At 68.6% G+C, this 14547-nt stretch carries 15 protein-coding genes; 8 read left to right on the top strand and 7 right to left on the bottom strand.

Annotation, left to right across the window (positions count from 1 at the left end):
- Positions 1–56: 56 nt before the first annotated feature.
- Positions 57–1787: a GMC family oxidoreductase gene (locus tag VMT65_RS26425; protein WP_326311090.1), complete on the bottom strand. Its 1731-nt coding sequence runs from the start codon at positions 1785–1787 to the stop codon at positions 57–59.
- A 103-nt stretch (positions 1788–1890) separates the two neighbouring features.
- Here VMT65_RS26425 and VMT65_RS26420 point away from each other — a divergent pair, with 103 nt between their 5' ends.
- The gene (locus VMT65_RS26420; RefSeq protein WP_326311089.1) at positions 1891–2568 is read left to right on the top strand and encodes a MerR family transcriptional regulator; all 678 of its coding nucleotides are present in this window, start codon (positions 1891–1893) and stop codon (positions 2566–2568) included.
- Positions 2569–2633: 65 nt separating this feature from the next.
- On the opposite strand, the gene VMT65_RS26415 is transcribed toward VMT65_RS26420, so the two are convergent.
- The 4 genes from VMT65_RS26415 to VMT65_RS26400 all read right to left on the bottom strand — a co-directional run bounded on the left by VMT65_RS26415 (position 2634) and on the right by VMT65_RS26400 (position 7097).
- Entirely contained in the window at positions 2634–3983 is a 1350-nt protein-coding gene (locus VMT65_RS26415) for a family 1 glycosylhydrolase (protein ID WP_326311088.1), read from the bottom strand.
- A gap of 353 nt (positions 3984–4336) precedes the next feature.
- A complete protein-coding gene (locus tag VMT65_RS26410; RefSeq protein WP_326311087.1) occupies positions 4337–5662 on the bottom strand; it encodes a family 1 glycosylhydrolase in 1326 nt (441 codons plus the stop codon).
- Positions 5663–5685: 23 nt separating this feature from the next.
- Positions 5686–6327: a class I SAM-dependent methyltransferase gene (locus VMT65_RS26405; protein WP_326311086.1), complete on the bottom strand. Its 642-nt coding sequence runs from the start codon at positions 6325–6327 to the stop codon at positions 5686–5688.
- Between the two features lie 11 nt (positions 6328–6338).
- Positions 6339–7097, bottom strand: a complete 759-nt coding sequence (locus tag VMT65_RS26400) for a hypothetical protein (RefSeq protein ID WP_326311085.1) — start codon at positions 7095–7097, stop codon at positions 6339–6341.
- A 153-nt stretch (positions 7098–7250) separates the two neighbouring features.
- On the opposite strand from VMT65_RS26400, the gene VMT65_RS26395 reads away from it, so the two are divergent.
- From VMT65_RS26395 to VMT65_RS26385, 3 genes are all read left to right on the top strand, one after another.
- Positions 7251–7964, top strand: a complete 714-nt coding sequence (locus VMT65_RS26395) for a hypothetical protein (protein ID WP_326311084.1) — start codon at positions 7251–7253, stop codon at positions 7962–7964.
- A gap of 146 nt (positions 7965–8110) precedes the next feature.
- A complete protein-coding gene (locus VMT65_RS26390; protein ID WP_326311205.1) occupies positions 8111–8530 on the top strand; it encodes a helix-turn-helix transcriptional regulator in 420 nt (139 codons plus the stop codon).
- Positions 8531–8620: 90 nt separating this feature from the next.
- Positions 8621–9367: an MIP/aquaporin family protein gene (locus VMT65_RS26385; protein ID WP_326311083.1), complete on the top strand. Its 747-nt coding sequence runs from the start codon at positions 8621–8623 to the stop codon at positions 9365–9367.
- Here VMT65_RS26385 and VMT65_RS26380 read toward each other — a convergent pair.
- Positions 9364–10338, bottom strand: a complete 975-nt coding sequence (locus tag VMT65_RS26380) for an aldo/keto reductase (RefSeq protein WP_326311082.1) — start codon at positions 10336–10338, stop codon at positions 9364–9366. The two genes, VMT65_RS26385 and VMT65_RS26380, sit on opposite strands and share 4 nt — an antisense overlap.
- Before the next feature lie 442 nt (positions 10339–10780).
- Between VMT65_RS26380 and VMT65_RS26375 the strand changes: the two genes are divergently transcribed.
- The 4 genes from VMT65_RS26375 to VMT65_RS26360 are packed head-to-tail and all read left to right on the top strand — an operon-like array spanning position 10781 to position 13647.
- Positions 10781–12304 carry a sensor histidine kinase gene (locus VMT65_RS26375; protein ID WP_326311081.1) on the top strand — a complete coding sequence of 508 codons (1524 nt, stop codon included), beginning with the start codon at positions 10781–10783 and terminating at the stop codon, positions 12302–12304.
- The gene (locus tag VMT65_RS26370) at positions 12301–12735 is read left to right on the top strand and encodes a roadblock/LC7 domain-containing protein (protein WP_326311080.1); all 435 of its coding nucleotides are present in this window, start codon (positions 12301–12303) and stop codon (positions 12733–12735) included. Before VMT65_RS26375 ends, VMT65_RS26370 begins: the two co-directional genes overlap by 4 nt.
- On the top strand, positions 12732–13079 hold the full coding sequence (locus tag VMT65_RS26365; RefSeq protein ID WP_326311079.1) for a DUF742 domain-containing protein: 348 nt from the start codon (positions 12732–12734) through the stop codon (positions 13077–13079). Before VMT65_RS26370 ends, VMT65_RS26365 begins: the two co-directional genes overlap by 4 nt.
- The gene (locus VMT65_RS26360) at positions 13054–13647 is read left to right on the top strand and encodes a GTP-binding protein (protein ID WP_326311078.1); all 594 of its coding nucleotides are present in this window, start codon (positions 13054–13056) and stop codon (positions 13645–13647) included. Before VMT65_RS26365 ends, VMT65_RS26360 begins: the two co-directional genes overlap by 26 nt.
- Here the strand turns inward: VMT65_RS26360 and VMT65_RS26355 are convergent.
- Complete coding sequence (locus VMT65_RS26355; RefSeq protein WP_326311077.1) at positions 13644–14453, bottom strand: helix-turn-helix domain-containing protein; 810 nt, start codon at positions 14451–14453, stop codon at positions 13644–13646. The two genes, VMT65_RS26360 and VMT65_RS26355, sit on opposite strands and share 4 nt — an antisense overlap.
- Positions 14454–14547: the final 94 nt, after the last annotated feature.

Here is a 14547-nt window from a genome sequence, read left to right as displayed (position 1 = left end):
GCTCCTGTGTTGGCCTGCTGCAGTTGCGATGCCGCGGCAGTGGCTATGGTCGTGGCTCAGGCGGGTGTGGATTCGGTGTCGCCGCCCCGGATTTCGACGATCGGCAAGACCAGTGCCGCTGGAGCGCTCGCGGGGACCATCGGATGCATCGGTGCAACGGGTGCAATTCGGACGTAGCCCTGGTCCTGGGCGGGGCGGGTGTCGAGTTCACCCTTGTTGGGCCACATGGCCGCTGCGCGTTCGGCCTGCGCGGTGATCGTGAGGGACGGGTTCACGCCGAGGTTCGCCGAGACGGCCGCGCCGTCGACCACGCTCAGGGTCGGGTAGCCATAGACGCGGTGGTACGGGTCGATGACTCCGTGCTCGGCGTCCGCGCCGATGACCGCACCGCCCAGGAAGTGCGCGGTCAGCGGGATATTGAACACCTCGCCCCAGGAGCCGCCCGCGACGCCGCCGATCTTGTCGGCCACCGCGCGGGTGACCTGGTTGCCGACCGGGATCCAGGTCGGATTCGGTTCGCCGTGGCCCTGTTTGGAGGTCAGCTTGCGCCCGAACAGGCCGCGCTTGGTGTAGGTGGTGATCGAATTGTCCAGATGCTGCATGACCAGCGAGATGATGGTGCGCTCGCTCCAGTTCCTCACCGACATGAACTGCACCAGGGTCAGCGGGTGCAGCAGCACCGTCCACAGGAATCGCAGCCAGCGCGGGATCTTGCCGCCGCCGTCGACCATGAGGGTCTGCAGCAGGCCCATCGAGTTGGAGCCCTTGCCGTAGCGGACCGGTTCGATGTGGGTGTCGGGGGTCGGGTGGATCGAGGAGGTGATGGCGACACCGCGGGTGAAGTCGATGTCCGGATTCACCTTGCGGGTCGCGGCACCCACGATCGACTCGGAATTGGTGCGGGTCAGCACCCCCAGGCGCGGCGACAGTTTCGGCAGGACGCCCTTGTCGCGCATGGCGAACAGCAGCTTCTGGGTGCCGCGGGTGCCTGCCGCGAGGATCACGTGCCTGGCGGTGTAGGTCTTGGGCTGCTTGCGCACCCACGCGCCGGTGCGCTCGGTCTCCACATCCCAGGTGCCGTCCGGCAGTGGACGCAGGGTGGTGACCGTGGTCATCGGGAACACTTGCGCGCCACCGGATTCGGCCAGATACAGGTAGTTCTTGACCAGGGTGTTCTTGGCATTGTGGCGGCAGCCGGTCATGCACTCGCCGCATTCGATGCACCCGGTGCGCCGCGGCCCCGCGCCACCGAAGTACGGGTCGGCCACGGTTTTGCCCGGCTCGCCGAAGAACACCCCGACCGGGGTCTGCACGAAGGTGTCACCGACACCCATATCCTCGGCAACCTGCTTGAACACCTCGTCGGCCGGGGTCATGTGCGGGTTGGTCACCACACCCAGCATCTTGCGGGCCTGCGTGTAATACGGCATGAGCTCGTCGTGCCAGTCGGTGATGTCACGCCACTGCGCGTCCTGGAAGAACGGCGCGGGCGGCACATAGAGGGTGTTGGCGTAGTTGAGGGACCCGCCGCCCACGCCCGCGCCCGCCAGAATCAGGACATCGCGCAGCGGGTGAATGCGCTGAATTCCGTAGCAGCCCAGCTTGGGAGCCCACAGGAACTTCTTCAGATCCCAGCTGGTGTCGGGCAGCTGATCGTCCTCGTAGCGCTGCCCGGCCTCGAGGACGCCGACCTTGTACCCCTTCTCGGTCAGGCGCAGCGCGCTCACACTGCCGCCGAATCCGGACCCGACGATGAGCACGTCGAAATCGGTGTCGCGTTGGGTCATGGAATCTCCCTATGTCGTCGTCGACAAAGTGTGGCGGCGGTTACGCTAACGCCGACAGTTGCAACTGTCAACGTCACTCCATCGCGGTATCTATGCTGTTCGCGTGGACCGATACAGCCGACTCCAACTCGCCGAACTCAGTGGTGTCGCCGCCCGCACCATCCGCTACTACCACTCGGTCGGCGTGCTGCCCAAGCCCGGCCGCGCGGGCAAGGAAGCTGTCTACGGTCCCGAACACCTCGACCGTCTGCGCGCCATCACCGCTATGCAGTCGCGCGGCCTGCGCCTGGAAGCCATCCGCGAGGTCTTCGCCGCGGAGGTTCCGGCGGACGGGGATTGGCGTGAGCTCTTCGATCCACGCTACAGCGGCGAACCCGAAACCGGCACGCTGCTCGACGACGACGCCCTCACCGAACTGCTCGGCGACCGCCGCCCCGAAATCCTCGACGACCTGCTCGCCGCGGGCTACCTCGAACGCCGCGGCGAATCCTGGCACGTCCCCGAACCCGCCATGCTCTCCGGCGCCCTGGTCCTCTACGACGTCGGCACCGACATCGCCCTCTCCGGCGTCCTGCGCAAACTCATCCGCACCCACATCGCCGCCCTCGCCGACGACATGGTCCGCACCATCCGCGACGCCGCGGGCGCCGAGTACACCGGCGAGGGCGTCCGCCCCGACCTAGACCGCTTCCGCGACCGCTTCCGAGCCGCCGCCCACGAGGTCGGCGGCGCCACCCTGGTCGAGGAAATCGAACGCGCAGTCCGAGAACAGGACACCTGAGCGACGAGCATGCGATTCGGCAGGCAAACGTCGAGAAGACGGCTGCTGGATTGCATGCTCGTGGGTCAGGGGGCCGGGGTGGGGATGGTGACGGGGGAGTCGCAGCTGGCGGGGGGATCGACGAGGTGGCAGTCGGAGGGGAAGCGGACCGGTTCGTAGGCGGAGGGGACGCCGTTGGAGGTGATGATCTGGCGGTAGGTGCCGACGGCGTCGGTGGGTTTTCGGGTCAGGGTCGGGTCGGTGAGGACGTCGACGGTGTAGAGGCCGAAACGTGGGGTGTAGGAACCCCATTCGTAGTTGTCGGTCAGGCTCCAGTAGTTGTAGCCGACGATGTTCATGCCGTCGGCCTTGGCGCGTTGCAGCCAGTAGACGGTGTCGCGCAAATGGTCGGAGCGGGTGTAGCCGTCGGCACGGGGCTTGCCGTTCTCGGTGGGCATGCCGTTCTCGACGATCCACAGCGGCTTGCCGGGGAACAGGCGTGAATAGTGTTGCAGCGCGTAGTAGATGCCCTCGGGGCGGATGGGCAGGTCCCACATTCCGGTCGGGGGCGCGGCCGAGCCGTCGGGGAGATTGACCGTATTGCCTTGCGGCGGTTCGTATCCGAAGTAGTAATCGACGCCGATGAAGTCGAGCTTGTCGCCGATGCGGTCCATGAGCGGCCCGTTGACCTGCGATTCCGCCCCGGCCACGTAGCCGACATTGCTGGTGACCAGCGCCTTGGGCTGCACCTGGTGGATGTAGTCGTAGATCTCGTTGTGCACCTGGGCGACCTTGTCGAGCATCTCGTCGGCCACGGTGTCGTTCTGGCGCACCTCGTGCATGATGTAGGCGACCGGCTCGTTCACGGTGACCCACACCGGATTTCGCGAGGTGTAGCGGTCGACGACCTTGCGGGCGTTGGCCAGCCAGTCCGCCACCATGTCCGGGTTGCGCCAGCCGCCGCGGTCGGCCTCCCAGCCGGGGTAGACCCAATGGTCCAGGGTCAGCATGGGTTCCATGCCGTTGGCCACGATATCGTCGACGACCTGGTCGTAGAAGGCGAAGCCCTGCTCGTCCCACACCCCGGGTTCGGGTTGCAGCCGCGCCCATTCGATGCCGATGCGGAACACTTTCACCCCCAGGCTCGCGGCCAGGGCGATGTCGTTCTGGTAGCGGGAGCGGAAGTCGATGGAGTTGCGGTAGCGGTCCCAGTCGGAGTTGGCGTCGATGTAGTGCATCCAGTTGCTGTCGGGCGCGTGGCCCTCGGACTGGAATCCCGACGCGGCCACGCCCCACAGGAAATCCGATCCCAGCCCGCCGCGCGTGGAGTTCGACGGGGGTGTGGCGGGGGTGGCGTGGGCGGCACCGGCGACCGGCAGCAGGGTCGCGGCCGTGGCGAGCCCGGCCAGCGCGAGGGCGTGCAGGCGTCTTCGCATCGGGGCTCCTCCTCCGGGACGAGTGGTCGGAATGTCCCGATTCGGAGCGTAGCTGTCAGTTAGCTGAATTCTGGGGCAGCGGCGGGCGTGTCGCGCCGTCCGGTTCGTCCGGTCTCCCGCCGGTCGAGCCGCTGTTTTCCGGTCCGGAAAACCCGTGCGCGGCCCTCACCAGCGGCTTCGCCCGCCCGTGTGCGATCGGAGATGTCGTCGCCGACCGCGCCGCGGCTACCTTTCGAGTCGTACCGGCCTGTGGCCCAAGCGGTTTCAGGAGGGGGAGCCACAGACCGGTGCAACCAGCCGGGGAAGCAATGCCAGTGCCCCGGCATCTACCACCGCATCGGCGGCACCGAGGTCTAGCGCGGGGCGGTGACCGGATCCGCGCAGCTGTCGAGGGCATCGACCAGCGAGCAGGTCGTCGGCGGCCGGGTGGGCGCGTACCCGGCCCCGACACCGCCGTCGTGGGTGATGGCGCGGTAGGCGTCCACGGCGTCGGTGGGGTGGCGGGTCAGGCTCGGATCGGTCAGCACGTTGACCGTGTAGAGGCCGAATCGCGGTGAGTAGGAACCCCATTCGTAGTTGTCGGTGAGGCTCCAGTAGTTGTAGCCGATGACGTTCATGCCGTCGGCCTTGGCGCGTTGCAGCCAGTAGACGGTGTCGCGCAGGTCGTCGGCGCGGGTGTAGCCGTCGGCGCGCGGTTGGCCATTGTCGGTGGGCATGCCGTTCTCCACGATGTAGAGCGGCTTGCCGGGGAAGCGATCGGCGAAGTGGCGCAGCGTGTAGTACAGGCCGTCGGCCTGCAGCGGCAGCTTCCACAGTTCGGAGGCCGCGAAGGCGCTGTACTGGGCGGCGACCTCGGGCGAGAGGCCGTAGTAGTAGTCGATGCCCACGTAATCGAGCTTGGCCGCGATCAGATCGAGCATGCCGCCGTTGACGAGCGGGTCCGCGGCGGGCACGTAGGCGACATTGCTGGTCACCATGGCATCGGGCTGGCGGGCGTGGATGTAGTCGTAGATGCTGTTGTGCGCCTGCGTCAGTCGCGACTGCATGGTGAGCACGTCGGCGGCGGGCAGCCCGCCATTGCGGACCTCGTTCATGATGTAGGCGAACGGCTCGTTGATGGTGACCCACATCGGATCGGCCCAGGTGTAGCGATCGACGACCGTGCGCATGGTGGTCAGCCAGTCCTCGACCATGCCCGGGTTGGCCCAGCCCCCGCGATCGGCCTCCCAGCCCGGGTACACCCAATGGTCCAGGGTGATCATCGGCCGCATGCCCGCCGCGACGATGGCCGCGATCACCTTGTCGTAGAAGGCGAATCCGTTCTCGTCCCACACCCCCGGCTGCGGCTGTACCCGCGCCCATTCGATGCCGAGGCGGTAGGTGTTCACGCCCAGATCCTTGGCCAGGGCGATGTCGGAGGCGTAGCGGTCGTAGAAGTCGACGCTGTTGCCGTAGCGGTCGTAATCCGGGTGGTCGGCCACGTAGCGCGACCAATTGCTGTCGGGCGCATGGCCTTCGCTCTGGAAGCCGGAGGCGGCCACACCCCAGTGGAAGTCCGCGCCGAGGGCGGGCAGTCGCGCCGGGTCGGGTGTCGCGGTGGCCGGGGTCGCGCTCGCGAGCAGCGCGGTCGCGGCGGCGGCCAGGGCGGCGACGGCATGGCGGCGGGTGTACGCGCGCATGGGGCTCCTCATCCGGCGAACAGTTAATTGGGCAGGCGTCCAGCATTATTGCCGACGCGCGCCCACACCAGCCGAGGTTCGATCGAATCGCTCGGTCCGGGCGCGTCGGCAAGATAGCGGCAGGCTAACCCGGCCGAATCCAACTCCTCCAGCACCACCCACCCCGTGTCGCGCAACCGCCCAACAACCCAGCCGACCCGCTCGGCCCCAACATCGAACACGATCTCCACTCCACCCGAGCAACGTTGCAGCACCTGCAATCCCGCATCCAGTGCCCGGTCCGCACCGCCGAGATGCACGGCGAAGACCGGCAGGCGGCGATCGAATCCCGCTGCGGCGGCAATGGTCTCGATATCGGAGTCCGCCAGCCGAAAGACCGGAACATTCCGGTAGGGATTGTGCGAGGCGAAAGTGTCCAGCGCACCGCCGAACACCACCACCTGCCGCGCCCCCGCCGACACCGCCTCCGCCAACCGATCCTCCGCATACCGCTGCCGCGCAGCACTCAACAGCCGCCGCCGCGCCCGCTCGCACCGCACCTCGATCCCCGCCATTCCGCTCGCCCGACTCGCCGACATGGCGTCCGCCAACCGATCTTCGGCATCCCGCTGCCGCGCAGCACTCAACTGTCGCCGACAGACCTGCGGCACCTCGGAAGTCGCCACCGCCGCCACGCTCACTCGCCCGGCGTGCCGAAATCACCCTCCGGCCCGGAATCCGGTGCGCCGGAGGGCCCGTGCGGACCGCCGCCCGGACCAGCATGGCCGTGCGGTGCCGGGCCACCCCCCGGCGCGGCGGGACCGGAGGGTCCGTGTGGACCGCTCGGGCTCGGAAATCCCCGCGGGCCATGGCCGCCTGGACCTGGGTAACCCCGGGATTCCGGTCCGGTACCGGGGGGACCGTAGTGCGGTCCCGTGCCCGGTTCGGGGTGGGGCTGCGATCCGGGAGGGCTGGGGGGAGGGTTGCCGTGGGGGCCTTTCGGGTGGTGGTGGCCGCCGAAGGGCCAGCCTGGAATCTTGGGGAGGCCGGGGATTTTCGCCCATTCGGCGATCTTGGACCAGTCGGGCATTTCTGGCATGGGTGGCATCTCGGGCATGGGAGGCATGTCCGGGGTCGGGGGGATGGGTGGAATCGGGAAGCCAGGGGTGGCGGGGCCGCCGAAGCGTTGGAAGGCGGCTTGGCGTGAGGTGCCGAAGATTTCGCCGATTTCGGCCCAGGTGCGGCCTTCTTCGCGGGCCTGGCGGACCAGGGAGCGCAGGACGTCGTCGACGACGCCGTCGAGGCTGCGGGCCGCGCGCAGGGCCGCCATGACCGAGGGTGCGGGTCTGCCTTCGGCGGGGCGCAGGACCTCGGAGACGAATTCGGCGTTGGTGGACAACAGTTTTGCCAGGACCGCGCGCTCGTCGGCGGGGTCTCTGTGCCGTGGATCACTCATATGTAAATGCTGCCTTTACGCGAAACGGCCTGTCAAGGAACGATTTACACGATCGCGGATACTGGCCATTAGCTGAAAGAGGGGCGGTGCGTTTGGCCCCGCTATAACGTGTTCGTCAGCGATCAGGAGGTGCAGGGTGAGGACACCGTCGACATGACCGATCCCGAGAGATACACCGTCGACCACGAGCTGTTCGACCTCGTCCGCAAGGCCGGATTCGAGGGCCCGGCGTGGAAACTACTGGCGGACAGGTTGGTTCGCCACGGATTGGCGGTGCTGGGCCCCTGGATCCGCAGCGGTTGGATATTCAGTGTGGCCGAGCAGAAACGAATGCCGCTGCGCCCCACCCCGCAGGAACGCGTCCTGGTGGAGACCCGCTTCGCCGAGGACTTCGTGCAGGAGAGCGTCACCCGCGCCCTGGAACGCTTCCGCCGCAACGCCATCGACGGCGACGGCTGGGATCCCTATCTCGGTGCCAGCCTGGCCAGCTATTTCATCGGCGCGTGCGTGCTGGCCTTCGTCGAACAGTTCCGCCGCAGCCGCCGCACCGGCGACATCTACCAGTTCCAGGCCGTGGGCGCGGTCGCCATCGTCACCGAGGACGGCCCGGATCTCATGGAGGTGCTGGCCTCCACCGAGGACGTGGCGGCCTCGGTGGTCGACCGGCTGGCCTTCCGCAGCCGCCTGGCGGGCCTGAGCGACCGCGACCGCGGACTGGTGTGGGGCAAGGCAATGGGCATGCGCGGCAGTGAGATCCAGCATCTGTTCGACTTCCCGTCGGTCAAGGCCGTCGAGCAGCGCTGGGCCCGACTGAAACGAGACCACGGCTGGATGACCGGCCTCGACGGCAAGGAGGGCGACGCATGAGCCCGCACGACGCCCCCGACCTGCTGGCACGCATCGGCGAACTGCTCGACGAGTCCTCGCTCAACGAGCCCGCCCTGGCCCGCCTCTACGCCCGCATCCCGCGCCGTGCCGCCGAACTGCGCCGCCCGCGCGCCACCGGGTCGCCGCTGCTCCCCGATTTCGCCGCCCGCCTCAACGGCTTGTTCGCGACCGTGCGCGCCCCCGGGGAGCGCCCGCCCACCAATGGCGAGGTGGCCGCCCAGCTCACCGCGTGGGGTCACCCCATCTCCAAGCCCTACCTCGGCCAGCTGCGCTCGGGCCAGCGCACCGACCCCTCGCCGGAGACCATCGCCGCCCTGGCCCGCTTTTTCCGGGTCCGTCCCGGCTATTTCGCCGACGACGCCTACACTGCGGCCATCGAAAACGACTACGCCCTCCTGAACCGGCTTCAGTTCCAGGGCCTACGCGACCTGTCCACCCGCGCCTTCGACCTGAGCGAGGAGTCGCAGAACTTGCTCACGATCATGGCCGACCGCCTGCGCATCACCGAGGGCCTACCCGATCTCGGGGCGGGCGGCCACGAGTGAGGCCCGCGCGGATGGCAAACGGCGGAATGTATTTCATATATTCTGCCGCCGCCAGGTCCGGTAAAAGCGCTGGTCTGTCACCCTGACGGGGTGCCCAATCACGAACTTCCGGTCATCGATTCCGTCCCCGCCCAGACCCTGCCCGCCCGGGCCGGATCCACGCTGGGTCGGCGGCTGGTCGCGGAGTTCGCGGGGACGGCCGCGCTGGCGGCGGTGGTGATCGGCTCCGGAATCGCGGCCGAGCAGCTCTCGCCCGGCGATATCGGTCTGCAGTTGCTCGAGAACTCCACCGCGAGCGCCTTCGGGCTGGCCGTGCTGATCCTGGCCTTCGGTCCGATCTCGGGTGCGCACCTGAATCCGGTGGTGTCGCTGGCGGATTGGCTGAGCGGGCGGCGCGGCCGCAGCGGGCTCACCACCCGGGACCTGGGCGCTTACGTGGCCGCCCAGTGCGGGGGAGCGGTGTTCGGTGCGCTGCTGGCCAATGCCATGTTCGATCGTGCCGTGGTGCAGATCGCGAGCCATCATCGGGTGACCGGCGGTCATCTCATCGGTGAGATGCTCGCGGCGGCCGGACTCATCGTGGTCGGCTTCGCCGCGGCCCGACACGGCCGCGGGGTGGGCGCTGTCGCGGTGGCCACCTACATCGGCTCGGCCATCTGGTTCACCAGCTCGGGTTCGTTCGCCAATCCGGCACTGACCCTGGGCCGCATGTTCTCCGACTCCTTCACCGGCATCGCCCCCGCCTCGGTGCCCGCCTTCGTGGTGGCCCAGATCGTCGGCGGCCTGGCCGGTTTGAGCCTGATGACCCTGCTCTACCGGCCGACCGCCGACCGCTAGTTCCCGCCGCGCGTCGTCGAGGGCACCGCGAAGGAGGTCCGGTCGCCCGACCAGCCCTCGGCCGGAACCAGCTTCTCCACCTCGGCCAGGTCGTCGGAGCCGAGTTCGATCGCGCCCGCCGCCGCGTTCTCCAGAATTCGCGCCGCCCGGCGACTGCCCGGAATCGGCACCACATCCGGGCCCTGGGCCAGCAGCCACGCCAGCGCCAGCTGTCCGGCCGAAATGCCCAGGCGCGCGGCCAGCTCGCGCAGTGCGGCAACCTGGGACAGATTCTCGTCGAGGTGCTCGCCCTGGAAACGCGGGTCATTGCGCCGGAAATCGCTGGTCGCCACGGTGCTGGCATCGAGTGTGGCGGTGAGCAATCCGCGACCGAGCGGGCTGTAGGGCACGATGCCCACCCCGAGTTCCCTCGCCACCGGGACGATGTCGCGCTCGGGCTCGCGCCACAGCATCGACCATTCGAACTGCACCGCCGCGATCGGCGCCACCGCCACCGCCTCGCGCAGCTGCTGCGGCGTCGCCTCCGAAATCCCCAGGTGACGCACCTTTCCGGCCGCCACCAATTCGGCCATGGCCCCGATGGTTTCGCCCACCGGCACCTCCGGATCGATCCGGTGCAGGTAGTACAGGTCGATCACCTCGCGGCCCAACCGCTCCAGCGAGGCCTCGCAATACCCCGCCACATGCTCGGGTCTGCCGTCGAGCCCCACCCCGGCCTCGGTGCGGACGATCCCGAACTTGGTCGCCACCGCGACCTCGGTCCCGGCCAGCGCCTGCCCCACCAGCCGCTCGTTGTGCCCGCGCCCATAACTCATCGCGGTGTCGAACAACGTGATCCCCGCATCGACCGCCGCTCGAATCGCCGCCGTCGACTCCGCGTCATCGGCCTCCCCGTACCCCTGGGAGAACCCCATACACCCCAGACCCACCGCCGAAACCGTCAAACCATCCCCGAGTCGCTGTTCACGCATGCCGCCCATGCTGTCAGCCGCCGACCGCGCCGACCAATCGGATTCCCGATGAAATCCATTGGTTCGCAGATGGATCGGAGTCGCCGATCCATCGGATCGCTGGTGGTGACCGAGCGTGCCGCCAACGGGTTGCTGTCGGTCCGGCGTGAGGTGCGCGCCGCCGAAGCATCCCGGACCAGCGCGATTGTGGTCGCGATGCACCGCGACAGTTCAGTAATGGTCGGTCGACTAATTGCCGTGGCTCGGACCTCGGGTTCGCTCCACGGCGCCGATCGTGTCCTTCCCCAGCGAGGGCTCGCGCTGCGAACCGCGATCAAATGCGGTGAGCTGCACGGCCTCCGGGTTGCGGTTTGCTCGGAGATACCGAAAGGTAAGGGGAGACATTGGATTCTGCTATGGTGGCTCCGCCGATTTCAGGATCGGCCGGACGACAAGAGAATTGATGAATCAAGACAACGCCGTGCTGCTTTCCTGGGTTCTCGCCACCGCGCTCGTGCTAGCCGTGGTCGGTTTGCTGCTTTTGTGGCGCGCGGTGCGCGCCGAACGCGGGCGGGTTGCCGCCCTGCGCGCGGAACAGACCGATCGGGATGCCGCGGTCGAGGAGATGATCGCCAATCTCACCGACAACGTCCTGCCTGCCATCGGCGCGGCCGTGCGTCGCTCGGACCCCGACAATCCGACCGTCGACCTGCCCATCGTGCTCGAGCGCACCCGCATCGCGGAACTGGTGTGGCAGTGGACCGCCCGCTGCGGTGAGGAACTGCTGAAGGTCGCCACCGAGACCCGCGACCGGGTCCGGCGCGAAGCCGAGACCGAGACTCAATTGGCGCTCGCACAGGTCGAATCCGACCGCCAGACCGCCGTCGCCCAGGCCGAGGAGATGGCGCAGCTGGCCATCGCCCAGGCCGAGGAGGCCGCCCGCGTCGCGGTGGCACAGGCCAACGAGGCCGCGCGCACCGCCGCCGACGAGGCCGCCGCCGCGGCCCGCGCACAGGTGGAGAGCACCGCCCGCGATGCCACCTCGGCCGCGGTGCGCGCCTTCGGCGCATCGGTGGTGAGCCTGGGCGCGGACGTGAGTCAGGTGCTCAGCGCCGCGCTGCGCAAGCACCGCAATGACGAGACCTTCGAAACCCTCACCCGCATCGACCATTCCGTGCAGCAGATGATCCGTCAGGCCCAGTCCTACGTGATCGTCTGCGGTGGTCTGCCCGGGCGGCGCTGGCCGCAGCAGACGCTGACCGACGTGGTCGGCGGTGCGACCGGCCGCGTGCGCGACTACACCCGCGTGCGCGCCACCGAACTCGACCGTCCGGTCATCAGCCGCGTGGTGGAACCGCTGGTCCACACCCTGGCGACCCTGCTCGACAACGCGCTGCGCTACTCGCCGCCGACCTCGTTCGTGGACATCGGTTTCCAGGAGGGACACCACGGCGTCACCGTCATCATCGACGACGCCGGTGTGCGCATGAATCCCGAGCAGCTCGAGGAGACCCGCCGGGTGCTCGCGGGCGATCAGGTCGTCGACATTCACGCGCTCGGCCCGACCCCGCGCGTCGGTTTCCCCGGTGTGGCCGCGCTGGCCCGCCGCTACGGCTTCTCCGTCTACATCGACGGTCCCAATATGTATGGCGGCATGCGCGCCATGGTCTTCATCCCCGAGACCCTGCTCGCCGCACCGGCCCCCGCGGTGGTGGCCGCCCCGACGCCCGTGCCCGCACCCGCTCCGGCCCCCGCGCCGGACCCGGAACCTACGGTGGTGGCCATGGATTCGGCTCCGACTGACCTCACCCCCGGTGGCCTGCCCAAGCGGCGCCGCCGCTCCGCGACGGTGTCCGTAGCGGCCACCGTGCGCGCGGTCGACGCGGATTCCGGTTCCGCGCGACCCGAAATCGCCGCTGCCTGGTACAGCGGCTCCCGACGCGGTCGAGCGGCCGCGTTCGAGCACTCCGAAGGGATGACATCGTGACCGGTACACCCGCGACGGCAGTGAGTGAAACCAACCGTCTCGCCTGGTTGCTCGACGATCTCGAGGTGCCCGGGGTCCGATTCGGGGTCCTCCTGTCCGAGGACGGCCTACGCATCGCCCACACCGGCGGGGTCAGCATCGACGACGCCGAACGCTTCGCCGCCGCGGCCTCCGGATTGCGCGCCCTGGGCAAGGCGCTGGCCGAATTCTGCGGCGGCACCACCGACAACGCGGTGCGCCAGAACATGACCGAGTACGCCGACGGCATGATCTTCATCACCGCCGCCGGAGCCGGTGCGCTGCTGGGTGTTTCGACCACTCAGGACGTGGACGTGAGTCTGGTCGCGCACCGCATGAACGAACTGGCCGTACGGGTCGGACGCGAGCTCGGCAGTATGTCGCGGACGAGAGCGGATTCGCACCGGTCATGAGCCGACCGCGGCGCGATCCCGATCTGGTTCGGGCGTATGTGCGCACCGGCGGCCGGTCGCGACCCACGCGGGCGCTGGATCTGGTGAGTCTGGTTGTCGCGGTGGCCGATCCGGCCCCCGGCACGAGTCCCGATGCCCGCCGCATTCTGCAACTCGCCCGGCGCGGCGTGCTGACCCTGGCCGAACTGGCCGCCCACCTGGACATGCCGCCGTCGGTCGTGAAGATCCTCGTCGCGGATCTGCTCGACGGCGGCCAACTGGCCATCCCGACACCGGTGCAAGAGCTGCCGGGCAAAGCCCTCTTGGAGGAGGTACTCGATGGACTCCGCGCTCTCTCCGCATGAGCGCGTCGTCGACTATGTGCCGCAGACCGTCACCCGCACCGTCAAACTGCTGGTGGCCGGAAACTTCGGCGTCGGGAAGACCACGTTCGTAGGCAGCGTGTCGGAAATCAGGCCGCTGCGCACCGAGGAGACGATCACCGAGGCCAGCGTCGGCGTCGACGATATGGCCGGGCTCCCCGGGAAGACCACCACCACGGTGGCCATGGATTTCGGCCGCATCACCCTCAATCCGCGATTGGCGCTGTATCTGTTCGGTACGCCCGGCCAGCGGCGGTTCGTTCCGATCTGGGAAGACCTGGCCGTCGGTGCGCTGGGTGCGCTGGTGCTCGTCGATACCCGCCGCCTGGAACGCGCCGACGAATCGCTATCGATTCTCGAGGAGCGGGGTGTGCGGTATGCGGTGGCGGTCAACGATTTCGAAGGCGCGCCCAGGTATCCGCTGGACGAGGTGCGCGATGCGCTCGATCTCGATGCGGGGACGCCATTGATGCGGTTGGACGCGCGCGACCGCAATCCGTGTCTGCAGTCGCTGATCACCCTGGTCGAGTACCTGCTGACACCCGTCTAAGCCAGAGTCGAGGGCCAGGCCCGGTCGTCGACCGTCAGCCAGGGCTCGGTGGCGGCGGAGGTCGGTGGGGCACCGGTGAATTCGCGGACCTCGCGGGTGAAGTGGGACTGGTCAGCGTAGCCGGTGTCGGCGGCGACGCGGGCCGGTGCGTGGCCCTGGACCAGGCGGTGCACGGCGTGGTCGAAGCGGACCAGTTTGGCGGCGCGCTTGGGTGTCAGGCCGATCTGCGCGCCGAAGCGCGACCACAGGCGTTGGCGGGTCCAGCCCAGTTCGTCGGCGAGGTCCTCGACGCGGAAGCGGCCGCGGCTGGCCATGATTCGCTCCCACGCGCGGGCGACTTCCGGATCGACCGGGAAGGCGTTGGCGGACCGCTCTGCCAGCAGTGCTTGGACCAAGGCGAATCGTTGCGGCCAGTCGGGTGCGTCGTGCAGTCGTTCCCGCAGGCGCGCGGCCGCGCGGCCCCAGACCTGCTCGAGCGCAACGATATTCTCGCCCAGCTCGGCGGGCGGGAATCCGAGGATGGCGGGCGCGACCAGCGGTGAGAGTCGGACCTGGACGCAGTCCAGGCTTTTCACGCGGGCCGGGGCGGCGGTTCCGGCGAGGCCGCGGATCAGGCTGGCCGAATGGGCGCGCCCGGACGCGTCGCGGACCTCGAAGGAACGGTCACCGAATTCGATGACGATGGTGACGGCCGGATGCGGGATGGCGTGCAGGGTCTCGGGGGCGTCACCGCGAATCCGGAACCCCGCCATATCGACACCGCTCACCGCGGGCATGCGCGATGGTCGCGCGATCTCCCAGGCCACGATCCGATTGTAGGAGTACCGGAGTCGTATGGGCGCCGGCGCTCTGGCGGTGACATTTCTTCAAGACGAATCCCGTTGTGCGGCAGGAAGGTAG

The organism is Nocardia sp. CDC153, assembly GCF_035818515.1.
Classification (GTDB): domain Bacteria; phylum Actinomycetota; class Actinomycetes; order Mycobacteriales; family Mycobacteriaceae; genus Nocardia.
This window is presented reverse-complemented; position numbering and strand designations above follow the sequence as displayed.